Raw genomic sequence first — 15795 nt, 5'->3', positions numbered from 1 at the left:
CTCCTTTCGCGCTCAGCCTAAGCCACGAACGCTGCGCTGTCTACGCGATCACGATCCGCGCTGGGCGCGAAACAGCTCTGCATTCGGAATCTGGCCCGCGCCACGGTTCAGCTTCAAATCGTCGCGCATCCTCGCGTTCAGTTCGACCAGCTTTGCCTCCAGCGCCTGCTTCGCCGCCTCGATCCGCGCCGCGCCCTGCCCCTCGCTCCTGGCATGGTGATAGGCCAGCACCGCCTCATAGGCCTCGGTGCTGGCCCGCATCACCGCGACCGACGCGATCACGTCGATCGCCCGGTCCTCCCCCGGCGCACGCTCGGGCAGATCCTGCCCGTGATTCAGGGCGTGCGCCATCGCGTGCAGATGGGTCAAATGCTCGGTATAGAGCCTGATCCGGGCCTCGGTCAGCCGCCGAAACGCCCGCGTCACGGTGACCGCGATGTAGGTCAACAGCACGGCAATGACGCACAAAAGCGCCAGAATGCCTTGCCCGACGCTCAGCGGCTCAGGCCCCCATGCAGCGTCGGCACGTCCAGCGCCGCGAAGCCGTAGTGCCGCAGCCACCGCAGATCACTGTCGAAGAATGCCCGCAGGTCCGGGATGCCGTATTTTAGCATCGCGATCCGGTCGATCCCCATGCCGAATGCAAAGCCCTGCCATTCCTCCGGGTCGATCCCGCCCGAGCGCAGCACATGGGGATGCACCATGCCCGACCCCAGCACTTCCAGCCAGTCGTCGCCCTCGCCCACCTTGACCGTGCCGCCCTCAAAGGCGCACTGGATGTCCACCTCCGCCGACGGTTCGGTGAAGGGAAAGTGCGAGGCGCGGAAGCGGGTCTTCACCGAGGTGCCGAAATAGGCGGTAAAGAACTCTTCCAGCACCCATTTCAGGTTCGCCATCGAGATATCCTTGTCGATGGCCAGCCCCTCGACCTGGTGGAACATCGGCGTGTGGGTCTGGTCGTAATCCGCACGATAAACCCGGCCCGGCGCGATGATCCGGCAGGGCGCGCCATGCTTTTCCAGGTGCCGGATCTGCACCGGCGAGGTGTGCGTGCGCAGCACGTCTGGCGCGCGGTCGTCCCCCTCGGTCCGGTGCATATAGAACGTGTCCATCTCCGCCCGCGCGGGGTGGTGGCTGGGGATGTTCAACGCATCGAAATTATACCAGTCGGTATCGATCTGCGGCCCCTCGGCCACGGCAAAGCCCATGTCGGCGAAGATCGCCGTGACTTCCTCGGTCACCTGGCTGATCGGGTGGATCGTGCCCTGGCGGCGCGGCCGCCCCGGCAGGGTCACGTCCAGCCATTCCTCGCGCAGCCGTTCGTCCAGCGCGGCATCGGCCAGCGCAACCTTCTTGGCCGCCAGCGCAGAGTTGATTTCGTCCTTCAGCGCGTTCAGCTTCGGCCCCATCTCCTGCCGCTCTTCGGGCGTCATCTTGCCCAGCTCGCGCATCTTCAGCGCGACCTCGCCCTTCTTGCCCACGGCCTGCACGCGCAGATCCTCCAGCGCGGCCTCGTCACCGGCCTCGGCAATGGCTTTCAGGTACTTGTCTCTCAGGTCATCCATGTCGTCTGTCCGGCCAAATCCATCGCGCCGGGGTTACCCCGCCTGACGCGTTTGCGCAAGCCACGCCGGCCCGGCCCGCGGCTCAGGGCTTGGAGAGCGCCTCCATGCGTCGCAAAAGCTCCGGGTCCGGCTCTTTCCCTGCGTCGATCTGGCGGATCATCTCCTCGGCCAGTTCGTCCAGTTCCTTCAGACGTCCCTGCGCCTCGTCCGAGGGCTCCGGCTGATGCGCTGTCAGCCAGCGATAAAACGGATCATCCCCCGGATCGGCCCCGTCCGAAGCCGGAAAGGGCAGGAAATCCGACGCCCGCCGTGGCGTGGCGATCCCGTGGACCTCTCGCAGACAAGTCTGGAACGCGACCGGCGGGATAGGCAGGCCCCAGCCGTCGGCCACTCGCTCCCCCGCTTCCATCTGATCCGCCAGATCCTCGGCCAGGTCGTCGCGCCGGTCTTCGAAATCCGCGATACCCTCTGCCCCGTCCAGCCGATCCGCCGCGATCATCTGCGCCAGATGGAACACGCTTTCCAGCCCGTTGCCCTGCACCATCGCCTCCAGCGGCGTCAAGGGATGCACTTCTGCAAACGCAGGCTCTTCGTACCCCACCGCCAGCAGCCGCAGCAGGTCTTTCGGGTCGTCCGAAATCACCCCGAACCAGGCCGAGCCGGACCCCGACCCATGATGCACGATCCACTGCTTGCCCCGGTCGTCCAGCCAGAACCCGGCATACGATCCGTCCCCGCCGGTCTGCACGAAAAGGAACACGCGCTCGTCCTCGTCCACCACCGGCGCCGGCGGACCGTTGAGCGAAAATGTCCCGTAATAACTGAACGCGGCGTGGCTCGCGCCCGGTTGCTGCCACTCCGCCACCGGATAAAGCGCCAGCGATTGCCGCTCGAACTCCAGCGCCTCGCCCTGCCATGTGGTCTGGCGCGCGCCCTGCGCCTCCAGCCAATCCATGACCTCGACAAGGATCAGGGGCATCTGCATGCCCTCAGGCATCCGTTCCATCAGCTCTTCCGAAAACCGTTTCACCATCGCCTAGACCCGAAATCCCTTGTGTAGTCTCTGTTGAAGGCAAGGTAGCCCTCTGACGTGACACCGTGATGCCCCCGCATCATCCGGTGCAGTTCCGGCAGGCGATGATATGGCACCTGCGGAAGGGCGTGATGCTCTGTGTGATAGGGCATGTTCCACGCCAGAAACCGCACGATCCGGTTGGTATAGGTCGTGCGCGTGTTCTGAAACATGTCCGCGACGAAGGCACAGCGCCCGTGCTCGGCCAGCAGGTACAGACGCAGAAACGGCTGGCCCAACAGCGCCGGCAGAATCCACACCCAGAACAGCACCGCGCTCACCGCAGGGCTGGCCAGCGCCACCGCATAGAAGGCCAGCATCACCCGCGCCTCCTTTCTCACGCGCGACCGCGCGCGCTCGGGCACGTAGTCGCCCGGATCGGCCCCCGCCGCATTGCGCAACGTCTGCCCAATCATGGCCCGCCAGAAAGGCAGGCCGCTGACGTGCCACAGGTACGCGCGCCAGCCGTCGGGTTTTGCGCCGGCCAACAGCTCTGGGTCCTTGCCGGGAATGTTGGTGTGCCGGTGGTGCGCCAGGTGGAAATACCTGAACCACTCGAACGGCTGCACGATCAGCAGGCCGCAGATCCGGCCCACCCATTCATTCAGCCACGCAGACCGAAACGGCGTCTTGTGAGTCGCCTCGTGTTCCAGCGTGAAGAGAAAACAAATCGCGATCCCTTGCGGGACCAGAAACGCCCACCACAGCGGCCCGCCCAGCGCGATCCAGGCGCCCAGCCCGCCGATCAGCCCGAAATGCACCGCAAGATGCCAAATCCCGGCGGCATCCTCTGTCCGGTTCAACCGCGCCAGCGCATCGGGCGACAAACTCGCGATGAAAGCCTTGTGGTCCATGGTAAGGGCTACGCTACGGCAACGCCCCGCACCGGACCAGTGGAAATCAGTCGCTCACGCATGGGTGACTTGACGTCCCCAACGACGGACCATAGCGCAGCTGGACGAGCGTTTTATTCAACAAAAGCAGGCCCCAATGCGCAACCTTTCCCCCATCGACCAGTTCCTTTTCGGACTCATGAACGCCAGTCTTCTCTTCACGTTGGCCTATTGGGCCCTCGGCTTCGACGTTCAGTTTTCAAGCGGGTTCGCCATCGAGGACGGCCCCGTCGAATATGGAACCGCCGTCATGCTGTTCGTATCCGCACTAGTGCTGGCCTGGCAATCTTCACGGCAGTTCCGAAAAGGCCAAGCGCTGGCCGGGGTTTGCCTGTCGATCTACGCGCTGATCTTCGTCTTCGGTACGGGCGAAGAGATTTCCTGGGGTCAACGCATCCTGGGGCTGGAGACGCCCGAGGCGCTCCGGGAGATCAACTTTCAGGAGGAAATCACGCTGCACAACATCGTGGTGGGCGGCAAGCAGCTGACCAAGACGGTGTTCGGCAGCGGGCTGACTGTCGCGATCCTGCTCTATCTGCTGGCGTTGCCCGCGCTTTACGGCAAATCCCGACTTGTCACGCGCATTGCCGACCGCTTGGCATGGCCGGTGCCGTCATGGCGTCACGGGATCATGGGCGTTATCGCCAGCGTGGTAATGCTGGTGGTCGACATCCCCCGCCAATGGGAGGTTTACGAATTCGTCTTCAGCCTGCTGACCACGTCGATCTTTCTTGCGCCGGCCAATACCGCCACGTTCGAACGGTCAGCCGCCACCTGAGCCGCATCCATGCGCCCGACCCGGACCGGGTCATTGAAAATCAGGTCGCTGACGGGCTGCGCAATGCGCGCACTTCGCGGTCATGCGCCGCCAGCAGCCGCTTGGCCTTTTCGCTCAATTCGGACTGCCCGTCGCGGGTCTGTACAATGGTGCGTACCATGTCTCTGCCTCCTGGTTTGCCGTCCTTTTCGGACCGTTGTGTCAAAAGGCATCGCACAACTTTGCGGGGAGAGTGTGGCGGATTTTAGGAAATTGTTAACGAATGCGGCACAAAAAAACGCCGCCGAGGCGTACCCGGCGGCGTTCTATGCGTGTCCCTCGAACGGCAGGCTTACGCGGTCAGCGCGCCTTTTGCCTGTTCCACGATGGCGCCGAATGCGGCGGGTTCGTGCACGGCCAGATCGGCCAGAACCTTGCGGTCCACCTCGACACCGGCCAGCGACAGACCGTTGATAAACCGCGAATAGGTCAGCGATTCGTCATGCGCGCGCACGGCGGCGTTGATCCGCTGGATCCACAGCGCGCGGAAGTTGCGCTTGCGGTTCTTGCGGTCGCGCGTGGCGTACTGGTTGGCCTTGTCCACGGCCTGTGCCGCCACCTTGAAGGTGTTCTTGCGACGACCGTAATAGCCTTTGGCTGCGGTGGTGATTTTCTTGTGACGGGCGTGGGTAACGGTCCCACCTTTGACTCTCGACATGTCTCGAACCTCCTCAGCGTGCGTAGGGCATCATCGGCTTGATGATACCTTCATCAGCCTTGCAAAGCGTCGTGGTGCCACGCGCGTTGCGGACGAATTTGTTGGTCCGTTTGATCATGCCGTGGCGCTTGCCGGCCTGGCCAGCCACCACGCGGCCCTTGGCCGTCACCTTGAACCGCTTTTTGCAGCTCGATTTCGTCTTCATCTTGGGCATTTCCGGCTCCTCTTGATGGTCGGTCTTATGCGCGACTCGGCATGCCACTTCGGCCGGCCGCGCGAATGAAAGCGCCGTATAGGACGGGTGCGGGCGTAAAGCAAGGGGGTTTGCCACCAGATCGGGGCACGGGCGCCATCCGTGACGCCCACATGCTTGCCAACCGTCCCCGGCAGGGCTAGACGGGATTTTCCCAATCAACCGAGGCGCCCCGTGTCCAGCACCCTCCGGCTCGCCATCGCAAGCATTTTCGTCGGCACGCTCGTCCTCGCGATCAAGACCCTCGCCTGGTGGCTGACCGGTTCTGTGGCGCTTTTGTCCGACGCCCTGGAAAGCACCGTCAACGTCGCCACGGCCATCGCCGCGCTCATCGCCATCCGCATCGCCGCCCGGCCCGCCGATTCCTCGCACCCCTACGGCCACCACAAGGCCGAGTTCTTCAGCGCCGTGCTCGAAGGCGTCATGATCATCATCGCCGCGCTGCTGATCCTGCGCGAGGCCTATCATGGCTTTCTCGACCCCGTCGCGCTCGACATGCCGGTCGAGGGCCTGCTTATCAACGGCGCCGCCACGGCCATCAACGCGCTTTGGGCCTGGGTCCTCGTCACCCGGGGCCGCGCGAACTCATCTCCCGCGCTTGTCGCGGACGGCCGTCACCTGTGGACCGATGTCGTCACCTCGGCGGGTGTCGCGCTTGGCGTCCTGCTGGCGATGATCACCGGCTGGTGGGTGCTCGACCCGATCATGGCGGCCGTCGTCGCGGTCAACATCCTGTGGTCCGGCTCGAAGGTGGTGCGCGAATCGCTCAGCGGCCTGATGGACGAGGCCGTCTCTGACGAAACCCTCAACACCGTGCGCGAAATCATCGCGACAGAGGCCGGCGGCGCGGTCGAGGCGCATGACCTGCGCACCCGCCATGCCGGACAGGCCACCTTCATCGACTTCCACCTTGTCGTGCCTGGCGACACCACGGTCTTTGACGCGCACGAGATCTGCGACCGGGTCGAGGCCGCCCTGAAAAAGGCGGTCGAGGGCGCGCGCATCACCATCCATGTCGAACCCGAGCACAAGCAAAAGCATTCCGGCATCGTTGTCCTGGACTAAGCCGCGCCAATACCGCGTCAACGCGCCATTTGCGCAAATGGCCGATTGACCGTAGAATCCCTGACAGGGAGGACGGCCAAGCTGGACAGGAAACGCCACATCGACAAGGTCGTGAGCGCGGTCAATTCGCCCAGCGCCGCCGCGCGCTCGGCGCTTGCCGCATCCTGGCACCGTTCGATGGAACGCCACGGCCTCGATCCCGCCGCGCCCGCACAGGGCCAGCGCGTCGATCACAGCGTCGTCGATGAAAGCCGCGCGCGCCTCGACCGTTTCATGACCATCGCCGCCCCCAAGCTCGACCAGCTTTTCGGCCTCGTCGGGCTATCGGGCTGCGGCGTGCTGCTGACCGACGAAAGCGGCATCATCCTCGACCAGCGCTGTTCCGACGGGGACCGCACCACGTTCGAGGACTGGGGCCTCGCCGTCGGCGCCGACTGGTCCGAGGCCGCCGAGGGTACCAACGGCATCGGCACCTGCCTGACCGAAAAGCGCCGCATCACCATTCATCGCGACGATCACTTCCTCGCCCGCAACATCGGCATGAGCTGCATGGACGCGCCGATTTTCGGCCCCGATGGCGGGCTTCTGGCCGCGCTTGACGTGTCCTCGGCCCGTGTGGACCAGACAGAGGCCTACAATCGCCTGATCGCCGCGATGGTCGACCAGACCGCCCACGCGATCGAGGCCGATTTCTTTCGTGCCTCCTATCCCAAAGCCCGCATCGTGGTGGCCGATTCCGCCGAAGGCGGCGCGGCGACGCTATTGGCCGTCGATGGCGACGACATCGTCATCGGCGCCACCCGCGAGGCGCGCAAGGCGCTGGGCCTGTCGCCCAGCGGCACCTTCACCCCCCGCCCCGCGTCGGATATCTTCGGGCGAGAGGACGGCCCCCGCGGCTTCGAGAAGGCCGAGCGCGCCGCCGTTGTCCGAGCCCTCACCCGCGCGAACGGCAACGTGTCCGAGGCCGCCCGCGCTCTGGGAATAGGCCGCGCCACCCTCTATCGGCGCATGAAACGGCTGGGTCTGGACGACACCTGATCCGACCTGTCTCAGTTCTGAGACACCCCCGCGTCCCCACCGCTTGCCCCCCTCCTGACGAATCGCTCTTCGCACGTCACCCCTCTTCTCACGACTTCGGGCGGAGGACCCGAGGCGACCAGGAGGAACCAACATGAACGAACTCACGCAACTCTCGGCGGAATTCCAATCGCCGTTCAAATCGCGCTACGACAACTTCATCGGCGGCAGATTCACCCCGCCCGTTAACGGCAAGTATTTCGACAACGTGACCCCGATCACCGGACAGGCGGTCTGCGAAATCGCCCGCTCGGATGCCGCAGACGTGGAGCTGGCACTCAACGCCGCCCACACCGCCAAGGATGCCTGGGGCCGCACCTCGGTCACCGAACGCGCCAACATCCTGCTCAAGGTCGCCGACAGGATCGAGGAAAACCTCGACCTGATCGCCGTGGCCGAGACATGGGACAACGGCAAACCGATCCGCGAGACCGTCAATGCCGACATCCCGCTCGCCGTCGACCATTTCCGCTACTTCGCCAGCGTCCTGCGCGGCCAGGAAGGCGCGATGTCCGAAATCGACGCCGACACCGTCGCCTATCACTATCACGAACCGCTTGGCGTCGTGGGCCAGATCATCCCGTGGAACTTCTCGGTGCTGATGGCCGCGTGGAAACTCGCCCCGGCGCTCGCCGCCGGCAACTGCATCGTCCTGAAACCGGCGGAACAAACCCCCGCCGCGATCATGGTGCTGATGGAGGTCATCGCCGATCTTCTGCCCGACGGCGTTCTGAACATCGTCAACGGCTACGGCGCCGAGGTCGGCGCGGCGCTGGCCAAATCCAACCGCATCGCCAAGATCGCCTTCACCGGCTCCACCCAGACCGGCCGCACGATCATGCAATACGCGACCGAGAACCTCATCCCGGTCACGCTTGAGCTGGGCGGCAAATCCCCCAACATCTTCTTCTCCGACGTGATGGCCAAGGACGACGCCTTTCTCGACAAGGCGATCGAGGGCTTCGTGCTCTTCGCCTTCAACCAGGGCGAGGTCTGCACCTGCCCCAGCCGCGCGCTGATCCAGGAAGACATCTATGAAGAGTTCATCGCCCGCGCCATCGAACGCGTGAAGGCCATCAAGCAGGGCGACCCCCGCCTGATGGACACGATGGTGGGCGCTCAGGCCAGCCGCGCACAGCAGGACAAGATCCTCAGCTATCTGCAGATCGGGGTCGAGGAAGGCGCCGAGGTGCTGGCCGGCGGTGCGGCAGCGCAGATGGAGGGCGAGCTGTCCGAGGGCTACTATATCCAGCCCACCATCCTGAAGGGCCACAACAAGATGCGCGTCTTCCAGGAAGAGATCTTCGGCCCCGTGGTCTCGGTCACCACGTTCAAGGACGAGGCCGAGGCGCTGGAACTGGCCAACGACACCATCTACGGCCTCGGCGCCGGGGTCTGGTCGCGTGACGCCAACACCTGCTACCGCTTCGGGCGCGGCATCCAGGCCGGGCGCGTCTGGGTCAACAACTACCACGCCTACCCGGCCCACGCGGCCTTTGGCGGGTACAAGCAGTCCGGCATCGGGCGCGAGAACCACAAGATGATGCTGGACCACTACCAGCAGACCAAGAACATGCTGGTCAGCTACAACCCCAACAAGCTGGGTTTCTTCTAGGATCGACCGAACCGTAACCGGTGATCGGGGCGGCAGGAATTGCCGCCCTTTTTTCGTGGATCGGGCCCGGTACCTTCCGACCGGCGTCCATTTGTGCACGATCCCAGCGGCTTTTCTTTGAGTTGAGGCGTATTTTTTGGTACAATCTAAGGATTAGCTAAAACATAAATTTATAGGAATTTTGCAATGCGCTTTTTAAAACAGCGACTTTCGTCGTGTTTTCTTTTCTTCGCTCCAGTTTTTCTTCTAGCGGGTCTTTGCGCCTTCGGGCTTGCCGCCGCGCCCGTGCTTGCACAGTCCGAGATGAAATTTCCGGCACGCGCCTCTGATCTGTCAGAGGGCGAATACTGGAACATGACCGGCGATCACGACGGCAGCCATTCCAGGGATCTGAACGTCGTTCGCCAAAGCGGGTCCGGCTGGACAGATCTCGATACTGACGGCGGAACGCGCAACGAAGACACGCTTATCTTCGGCGTCCCGCTCTACGCGCCGGTGGATGGCGAGGTCGTCAGCTGTTGGGGCGGCCACCCGGACAACCCTCGCCCCGGAACACCGCATGTCGCCAGATGCTGCGGTGGCGATTGTTCGATCTCCTGCGACGCAGAGCCAGAGTGCCCTTCTTCAGAAGTGTGTCGAATCGCTCGGTCGGGGAACCACGTATCGATTAGGCGTAACAATGGTGACGTTGTTCTCATCGCTCATATCAAGCAGGGAACGGTGCCCGCCAACATCTGCCCCAACGCCGCCGAGTTCATGACTGACGCCCGGGTCCGCAGCGGTATATTTCCGACCGAATCCTACCTTCGGCTGTGTCGCGGCGGCGAGACGCCGCAGGCGGATGATTGCGTGCGCCAGCGTCCGCGCGTCAAACAGGGTGACTTCATCGGCAGGGCGGGCAACAGCGGCGCGTCCTCGGGGCCGCATCTGCACATCCACACGCAAAAGGTGCGCGAGCAGGGTGGCCTGCTGCGGAAGTCGGGAAGTAACATCCCGACTGACCTCAATTTCGGCTGGCTAAAGCACCGGACGGACAGCTCGGTCTGGAAGCCGTTTCGCAATGATGCGATCCGCAACAACCCGGTTCTTGTGCACGCCTCCCCCTTTCTGCCCCGTATGGAAGCCGATGCTGGCGGTGTAACGCGGACAGCGACCCACTTCATCCGCTCCAACCGGCTGGTGACAGCAACCATTGCGGCCTCGAACGACCGGCTGAAGTTGATCAGCTGGGATCTTGTCGGCCTGTCGAGTTTCAACCGCCGCAGCGATATCGAGGCCGGGCCGGCCAAGGAAGTCTATCTGAGCGAGCCTGCACCGAATTACATTCTGGCCGCTGTCCGGCAGGAAGATGACAAGCTGAAAATGATCGCCTACCGCGTGGGCGTGGCCGGTAACTTCACGCGCATGGACAGTGTCGAGGCCGGGCGCATCAGTGCGCTCGACATGACGACCATCAGCGGGCTGAACCCACGGGCGGTCACGGCGCTTCGTGACGGCAGCGGAAACCTCAAACTGATCGCGTGGGATATCCTGACGGGCAGTGACGGACAGGTCTCGATCGTCCGGCTTTCAGAGGCCAGCGATGGCGCGGTGTCCGCCGTTTCCGTCTCGCGCGCCAAGCATTTCAACGGGGTCTATACCGGGGTCCGTGACGAAACCGGCGAGCTTCGCGTGACCCCTTGGACGCTGTCTTCCAACGGACAAAACTTCACCCGCAGAGCCGCCGGTACGGCCGGAGAGATTGGCCCCGTGCTCGACGTCGCGCCGCTTGGCAGTGGCGTCGCTGCGGCAGTGGCGGATTCTGATGGCAACCTGCGCCTGATCACCTGGTCGGTGTCCGGGGCAGGCGATATTACCGCACGGCGGGCTGAAAGCGTCGCCGGACAGGTGTCGGAGATCACGCTTTTGCCTACGTCACATGGCAAATCCAACCTCGCCTCGGTGGTCAGGGGCGGCGACGGGCGACTCTATGTTATCGGGTGGAGAACCAACGACAACGGCCAACGGCTACGCCGGCTAGGGTCGAGCAGGGCCGGGGCAGGTATGTTTATATCCGCGGACTCGGCTTCGCACTTGAACAATCACGATGGCGGCGGAAACCGAGACTGGATCGCGACCGCGATGCGCGATGACGCCGGTGATTTCCAGTTGATCGCGTGGGACACCAACCTGATATCTCCGTAGCCGAGAAAGTCTCTTTTGTGCGTCCTGGCCTGTCTGCAGAAAGATCAGGTCAGGTAACGCGCCACGACCTGGACAAAAACGTTCGGGATCTCGTTGATCTCGTATCCGCCCGGCTTGTTCTGCACCGCCCAGAAAATCATCACGCCCGAGGCGATAACGGTAAACGACGCCACCCGCGGCGCGTGCCCGTCCGAGATCGCCGACAAGATCGACGGGATGGAAAACACCCCCAGGACCAGGCCGATAATGAAAATAAGATCGGGATCCATGTCAAAGACCCTCCATGAACTGCTCTGCCGGACAGTATAACGCAGTTCAATCCTGCTCGGTCGAAGAAAGTTCCTTTTGGTTACAAGGCGCTACTCGCAGGATGTTGGTCGTGCCCGGCACGTTGAACGGCACGCCGGCGGTCACGATCACAAGGTCTTCCTCGGTCGCATAGCCCTGTTTCAGCGCCGCGCGCGTGGCGTTCTGCACCGCCATCTTGAACCGCGTCAACTCGGGCGTCATCACGCAATCCGTGCCCCAGTTCAGCGTCAGCCGCCGCGCGGTTTCGCGGACGTTGGTCATCGCGATGATCGGCACGCGCGGCCGCTCCCGCGCCGTCAGCAACGCGGTCGTCCCGCTTTGCGTGTAGCAACAGATCGCCGCCACTTCGGTCGTTTCCGCGATTTCCCGCGCGGCGGCGACGATCCCGTCGGCCACCGTGGTCCGGTCGGCTTTGCGCGAGGCTTCGATGATCTCGGTATAGGTCGGATCGTCCTCCACCTCTTTCGCCACGTTGTCCATGGTCTGCACCGCCTCGATCGGGTACTCGCCCGCAGCCGACTCCGCCGAAAGCATGATCGCATCCGCGCCCTCGTAAATGGCCGTGGCCACGTCGCTCACCTCGGCACGTGTGGGCATCGGGCTGGTGATCATCGACTCCAGCATTTGCGTGGCGATGATCACCGGCTTGGCCGCCGCCCGGCACTTGCGCACCATGCGTTTCTGCAACGGCGGCACGTTCTGCACCGGCAGCTCCACGCCCAGGTCGCCGCGCGCCACCATGATCCCGTCCACCTCATTCAGGATCGCGTCGAAATCCGTCACCGCCGAAGGTTTTTCCACCTTCACCATGATCGCCGCCCGCCCGCGCACCAGCGCGCTGGCCTCGATCACGTCCCGCGCCCGCTGCACGAAACTCAGCGCCAGCCAGTCGACGCCCAGCTCGCAGGCGAACTCCAGGTCGGCGCGGTCCTTCTCGGTCAGCGCCGCCAAGGGCAGGACCACGTCCGGCACGTTCACGCCCTTGCGGTCGGAAATCGTGCCGCCGGTGATCACTTCGGTTTCGGCGAAATCAGTGCCGCATTTCGTCACCTTCAGGCGGATCTTGCCGTCATTGACCAACAGCCGCGCACCGGGTTTCAGCGCCTGGAAGATCTCGGGATGCGGCAGGTTCACTCGGTCGATCGTCCCCTTCGCCTCGTCCAGGTCCAGCCGGAACGACGCCCCTTCCTCAAGCTCTTCTGACCCGTTCTCGAAGGGCCCCACGCGCAGCTTCGGCCCCTGAAGATCGGCCAAAATGGCGATCGGGCTGTCCATCTCCTCTTCGACGCGGCGGATGATCTCGTGCTTGGCGCGGATATCCTCCTGCGTGCCATGGCTCATGTTCAGCCGGAACACGTCCGCCCCGGCCTCGTGCAGCGCCCGGATAGTCTCGTAGGTTTCCGATGCCGGGCCCAGCGTGGCCACGATCTTGACATTGCGATAGCGTCTCATGTCTGTCCTTACCTTATTGTCCAGCCGGCGTTAGCGCTAAACTCACGCAGGGTTATTACTTAATTCCCATTCCCTGACAACTGACATAAAAGTGGCGGGCAAGAGATGACATCACCATGACATATCAACCGTTTTTCACCGAAGGGGCAGATCGCCCCACCCGATGGCTCGTCACCTGCGACCATGCCGCCAACACCGTTCCGCCCTTCGTGAACGGCGGCTCTCTGGGGCTCGATCCGGCGGATATGGCCCGCCACATCGCCTATGATCCCGGCGCCGCCGGGGTCGCGCGGGCGCTGGCCCGTGCGCTCGACGCCCCCTGCATCCTGTCCAACTTCTCGCGCCTCGTGATCGACCCTAACCGGGGCGAGGATGACCCGACGCTCGTGATGAAACTCTACGACGGCACGATCATTCCCGCCAACCGCCATGTCGGCCCTGCCGATATCGAACAGCGTCTGAACGCCTTATACAGACCCTATCACAGCGCATTGGCCCAATTGGCCGCGCGGCAGGACGATACTATAATTGTCTCGATCCACTCCTTCACCCGCCAGCTTCAGGGCCGCCCACCCCGGCCCTGGCATATCGGCGTGCTTTATGCCACGGACGAACGCCTGACCCGCCCGCTGATCAACCGCATGGCGCAGGAACCCGACATCTGCGTCGGCGAGAACGAACCCTATGGCGGGCATCTGCCCGGCGACGCCATCGCCCGGCACGGCATCGCCTATCAGCGGCTCAATGCCCTGATCGAACTGCGCAACGACCTGATCGTCACCGAGGATCAGCAAACCGCCTGGGCCCGGCGTCTGGCGCCGATGCTGGTCGAGGCGGCAGGCCATGCCGGCGTCGGATCAGAGACTGTTTCACCGCAATCGGGCTGATTTATCGCCACCACCTCACACACCCCACATTTCAGGAGACGCCCCATGCCGCACATCATCATCGAACATTCCGGCGGTCTCGAGGACAGCCATGACCTTCAGGCGCTCTGCGACGACCTGTGGCAGAAATTCGCGGATCACCACAGCGTCACCGCGCCCGACACGGTGCGCACCCGCACCATCGCCGCCACCGCCTCGCGCATCGGGGTAGAGCCGCAAAGCTTCGCCCACGCCACGCTGCTGCTCCTGCCCGGCCGCAGTGACGAGGTCCGCACGGAACTCGCCCAACTGACGCTCGACACGCTTCAGGCGCACCTGCCGGACGTCGGCAGCCTGACCGTCCGTTTGGATGATATCCAACAGCCCTATATGAAGCGTATGCTCTGACTCAAAAAGGAGACGCAAGAAATGGACGATCAAACCCGCATCGAACTCGAGGCCGCCGCGTTCCGCACCCTGCGCGAGCACCTGATGGAAAAGCGCACCGACGTTCAGAACATCGACATGATGAATCTCGCCGGCTTCTGCCGCAACTGCCTCAGCCGCTGGTATCAGGAGGCCGCCAACGAGCGAGGCATCGACATGACCAAGGACGAGGCGCGCGAGATCTTCTACGGCATGACGATGGACGAGTGGAAGGCCAACTACCAGACCGACGCGTCGGACGACAAAAAAGCGGCCTTCGACAAGTCCTTCGCCGAAAACGTGGGGCCCAAGACCTGAGCCCATGACGCTCGACATCGCCCGTCTGCGCGCCGACACTCCCGCCTGCGAGACCCTGCTGCACTTCAACAACGCCGGCGCGGGGCTGATGCCGGTGCCGGTGCAACAGGCTCTGTCGGAACACCTCGCGCTCGAGGCTCGCATCGGCGGGTACGAGGCCCATGCCGAGGCGAAACCAAAGGCTGACGCATTCTACACAGAGATGGCGGCCCTGCTGAACGCGCAGCCGTCCGAGATCGCCTATATCGAGAACGCCACTCGTGCTTGGGACATGGCCTTCTTCAGCCTGCCCCTGCAACCCGGCGACCGCATCCTGACCCACGCCTCGGAATACGTGTCGAATTATCTCGGCCTGCTGCTTCAGGCGCAGCGGCGCGGGCTGGAGATCGACCTCATCCCGTCCGACGCCTCCGGCCAGGTCGATACCGACGCGATCCAGTCTCTGATCCAGCCCAAAACGCGCCTGATCGCCCTCACCCACGTGCCCACCCAGGGCGGTCTCGTGAACCCGGCAGAAGAGGTCGGGCGCATCGCCCGCGCGCATGGTCTCACCTACCTGCTGGATGCTTGCCAATCCGCCGGCCAGATCGACCTGGACGTCGAACGCCTCGGCTGCGACATGCTTTCGGGCACCGGCCGCAAGTACCTGCGCGGTCCGCGCGGCACCGGGTTTCTCTATGTGCGCGAGGGTCTGATCAAGGAGCTCGATCCGCCTTTCATCGACCTCTTCTCGGCCAAGTGGACCGGGTCCGACACCTACGAACTCGCACCCGACGCCAAACGGTTCGAGAACTGGGAACGCTTCGTCGCTGGGCAGATCGCCCTCGGCACCGCCGTACGCTACGCCCGCGAGACCGGCCTGCCCACGATCGAGACCCGCGTGGCCGACCTTGGCGCAACCCTGCGCGACGCGCTGCGCGACATTCCCGGCGTGACGGTCCACGATCTGGGCCAGCGCAAATGCGGCATCGTCACCTTCACCCATGACGCCCACACGCCCCAAGACATGACCAGCGCGTTGCGGGCACGAAATATCAACATTTCCGTTTCCAACCGCACCAGCGCCCAGCTCGATCTCGGCGCCCGCGGCCTCGACCATCTCACCCGCGCTTCGGTTCACGCCTACAATACCGAGGACGAAATCACGCGCTTCGCAGCCGCCGTCGCCGCGCTCTGACCCCGACCCACCGGACGGTCGGTCAACGAATGCGATTTGCGGATACTA

General features: G+C 63.8%; 17 protein-coding genes. 9 read left to right on the top strand and 8 right to left on the bottom strand.

Annotated features, from left to right (window positions below):
• Nucleotides 1-48 precede the first annotated feature (48 nt).
• The 4 genes from XM53_RS04095 to XM53_RS04080 all read right to left on the bottom strand — a co-directional run bounded on the left by XM53_RS04095 (nt 49) and on the right by XM53_RS04080 (nt 3491).
• A complete protein-coding gene (locus XM53_RS04095; protein WP_236544416.1) occupies nt 49-561 on the bottom strand; it encodes a hypothetical protein in 513 nt (170 codons plus the stop codon).
• Nucleotides 495-1565, bottom strand: a complete 1071-nt coding sequence (gene pheS / locus XM53_RS04090) for a phenylalanine--tRNA ligase subunit alpha (protein ID WP_057790564.1) — start codon at nt 1563-1565, stop codon at nt 495-497. Before pheS ends, XM53_RS04095 begins: the two co-directional genes overlap by 67 nt.
• Before the next feature lie 82 nt (nt 1566-1647).
• The gene (locus XM53_RS04085; protein ID WP_057790562.1) at nt 1648-2598 is read right to left on the bottom strand and encodes a hypothetical protein; all 951 of its coding nucleotides are present in this window, start codon (nt 2596-2598) and stop codon (nt 1648-1650) included.
• Nucleotides 2592-3491, bottom strand: coding sequence for a fatty acid desaturase family protein (locus tag XM53_RS04080; protein ID WP_057790560.1), 900 nt, complete (start codon nt 3489-3491; stop codon nt 2592-2594). Before XM53_RS04080 ends, XM53_RS04085 begins: the two co-directional genes overlap by 7 nt.
• Before the next feature lie 136 nt (nt 3492-3627).
• Here XM53_RS04080 and XM53_RS04075 point away from each other — a divergent pair, with 136 nt between their 5' ends.
• The gene (locus XM53_RS04075) at nt 3628-4308 is read left to right on the top strand and encodes a hypothetical protein (protein WP_057790558.1); all 681 of its coding nucleotides are present in this window, start codon (nt 3628-3630) and stop codon (nt 4306-4308) included.
• A gap of 331 nt (nt 4309-4639) precedes the next feature.
• Here XM53_RS04075 and rplT read toward each other — a convergent pair whose 3' ends face one another.
• Nucleotides 4640-5005, bottom strand: a complete 366-nt coding sequence (gene rplT / locus XM53_RS04070; protein WP_057790556.1) for a 50S ribosomal protein L20 — start codon at nt 5003-5005, stop codon at nt 4640-4642.
• A 13-nt stretch (nt 5006-5018) separates the two neighbouring features.
• Nucleotides 5019-5219 carry a 50S ribosomal protein L35 gene (gene rpmI, locus XM53_RS04065; protein ID WP_057790554.1) on the bottom strand — a complete coding sequence of 67 codons (201 nt, stop codon included), beginning with the start codon at nt 5217-5219 and terminating at the stop codon, nt 5019-5021.
• Nucleotides 5220-5432: 213 nt separating this feature from the next.
• On the opposite strand from rpmI, the gene XM53_RS04060 reads away from it, so the two are divergent.
• The 4 genes from XM53_RS04060 to XM53_RS04040 all read left to right on the top strand — a co-directional run bounded on the left by XM53_RS04060 (nt 5433) and on the right by XM53_RS04040 (nt 11199).
• Nucleotides 5433-6323: a cation diffusion facilitator family transporter gene (locus tag XM53_RS04060; protein ID WP_057790552.1), complete on the top strand. Its 891-nt coding sequence runs from the start codon at nt 5433-5435 to the stop codon at nt 6321-6323.
• Nucleotides 6324-6368: 45 nt separating this feature from the next.
• Entirely contained in the window at nt 6369-7361 is a 993-nt protein-coding gene (locus tag XM53_RS04055) for a helix-turn-helix domain-containing protein (RefSeq protein ID WP_236544415.1), read from the top strand.
• A 133-nt stretch (nt 7362-7494) separates the two neighbouring features.
• Nucleotides 7495-9015 (top strand): aldehyde dehydrogenase, encoded by a 1521-nt coding sequence (gene adh / locus XM53_RS04050; RefSeq protein ID WP_057790550.1) that lies wholly within the window; start codon nt 7495-7497, stop codon nt 9013-9015.
• Nucleotides 9016-9201: 186 nt separating this feature from the next.
• Nucleotides 9202-11199, top strand: a complete 1998-nt coding sequence (locus XM53_RS04040; RefSeq protein WP_144435449.1) for a M23 family metallopeptidase — start codon at nt 9202-9204, stop codon at nt 11197-11199.
• 44 nt (nt 11200-11243) lie between these two features.
• On the opposite strand, the gene XM53_RS04035 is transcribed toward XM53_RS04040, so the two are convergent.
• Together XM53_RS04035 and pyk are read right to left on the bottom strand one after the other, a co-directional pair.
• A complete protein-coding gene (locus XM53_RS04035; protein ID WP_057790544.1) occupies nt 11244-11468 on the bottom strand; it encodes a hypothetical protein in 225 nt (74 codons plus the stop codon).
• Nucleotides 11469-11514: 46 nt separating this feature from the next.
• Nucleotides 11515-12960 (bottom strand): pyruvate kinase, encoded by a 1446-nt coding sequence (gene pyk / locus XM53_RS04030; RefSeq protein WP_057790542.1) that lies wholly within the window; start codon nt 12958-12960, stop codon nt 11515-11517.
• A gap of 116 nt (nt 12961-13076) precedes the next feature.
• On the opposite strand from pyk, the gene XM53_RS04025 reads away from it, so the two are divergent.
• Genes XM53_RS04025 through XM53_RS04010 form a run of 4 tightly spaced genes read left to right on the top strand, consistent with a single transcriptional unit; the run spans nt 13077 to nt 15747 of the window.
• Nucleotides 13077-13847: an N-formylglutamate amidohydrolase gene (locus XM53_RS04025; protein WP_057790540.1), complete on the top strand. Its 771-nt coding sequence runs from the start codon at nt 13077-13079 to the stop codon at nt 13845-13847.
• A 45-nt stretch (nt 13848-13892) separates the two neighbouring features.
• Entirely contained in the window at nt 13893-14234 is a 342-nt protein-coding gene (locus tag XM53_RS04020; protein ID WP_057790538.1) for a 5-carboxymethyl-2-hydroxymuconate Delta-isomerase, read from the top strand.
• Between the two features lie 21 nt (nt 14235-14255).
• A complete protein-coding gene (locus tag XM53_RS04015; protein ID WP_057790537.1) occupies nt 14256-14570 on the top strand; it encodes a DUF1244 domain-containing protein in 315 nt (104 codons plus the stop codon).
• Between the two features lie 4 nt (nt 14571-14574).
• The gene (locus XM53_RS04010) at nt 14575-15747 is read left to right on the top strand and encodes an aminotransferase class V-fold PLP-dependent enzyme (RefSeq protein ID WP_057790535.1); all 1173 of its coding nucleotides are present in this window, start codon (nt 14575-14577) and stop codon (nt 15745-15747) included.
• The last annotated feature ends 48 nt before the right edge of the window (nt 15748-15795 follow it).

This window comes from Roseovarius atlanticus, from assembly GCF_001441615.1.
GTDB lineage: Bacteria > Pseudomonadota > Alphaproteobacteria > Rhodobacterales > Rhodobacteraceae > Roseovarius > Roseovarius atlanticus.
This window is presented reverse-complemented; position numbering and strand designations above follow the sequence as displayed.

Bases quoted from the DNA above. Each gene is read 5' to 3' on its own strand.
- pheS (WP_057790564.1), bottom strand. From the start codon at position 1,565: ATGGATGACCTGAGAGACAAGTACCTGAAAGCCATTGCCGAGGCCGGT.
- XM53_RS04085 (WP_057790562.1), bottom strand. From the start codon at position 2,598: ATGGTGAAACGGTTTTCGGAAGAGCTGATGGAACGGATGCCTGAGGGC.
- XM53_RS04080 (WP_057790560.1), bottom strand. From the start codon at position 3,491: ATGGACCACAAGGCTTTCATCGCGAGTTTGTCGCCCGATGCGCTGGCG.
- XM53_RS04075 (WP_057790558.1), top strand. From the start codon at position 3,628: ATGCGCAACCTTTCCCCCATCGACCAGTTCCTTTTCGGACTCATGAAC.
- rplT (WP_057790556.1), bottom strand. From the start codon at position 5,005: ATGTCGAGAGTCAAAGGTGGGACCGTTACCCACGCCCGTCACAAGAAA.
- rpmI (WP_057790554.1), bottom strand. From the start codon at position 5,219: ATGCCCAAGATGAAGACGAAATCGAGCTGCAAAAAGCGGTTCAAGGTG.
- adh (WP_057790550.1), top strand. From the start codon at position 7,495: ATGAACGAACTCACGCAACTCTCGGCGGAATTCCAATCGCCGTTCAAA.
- XM53_RS04040 (WP_144435449.1), top strand. From the start codon at position 9,202: ATGCGCTTTTTAAAACAGCGACTTTCGTCGTGTTTTCTTTTCTTCGCT.
- XM53_RS04035 (WP_057790544.1), bottom strand. From the start codon at position 11,468: ATGGATCCCGATCTTATTTTCATTATCGGCCTGGTCCTGGGGGTGTTT.
- pyk (WP_057790542.1), bottom strand. From the start codon at position 12,960: ATGAGACGCTATCGCAATGTCAAGATCGTGGCCACGCTGGGCCCGGCA.
- XM53_RS04025 (WP_057790540.1), top strand. From the start codon at position 13,077: ATGACATATCAACCGTTTTTCACCGAAGGGGCAGATCGCCCCACCCGA.
- XM53_RS04020 (WP_057790538.1), top strand. From the start codon at position 13,893: ATGCCGCACATCATCATCGAACATTCCGGCGGTCTCGAGGACAGCCAT.
- XM53_RS04015 (WP_057790537.1), top strand. From the start codon at position 14,256: ATGGACGATCAAACCCGCATCGAACTCGAGGCCGCCGCGTTCCGCACC.
- XM53_RS04010 (WP_057790535.1), top strand. From the start codon at position 14,575: ATGACGCTCGACATCGCCCGTCTGCGCGCCGACACTCCCGCCTGCGAG.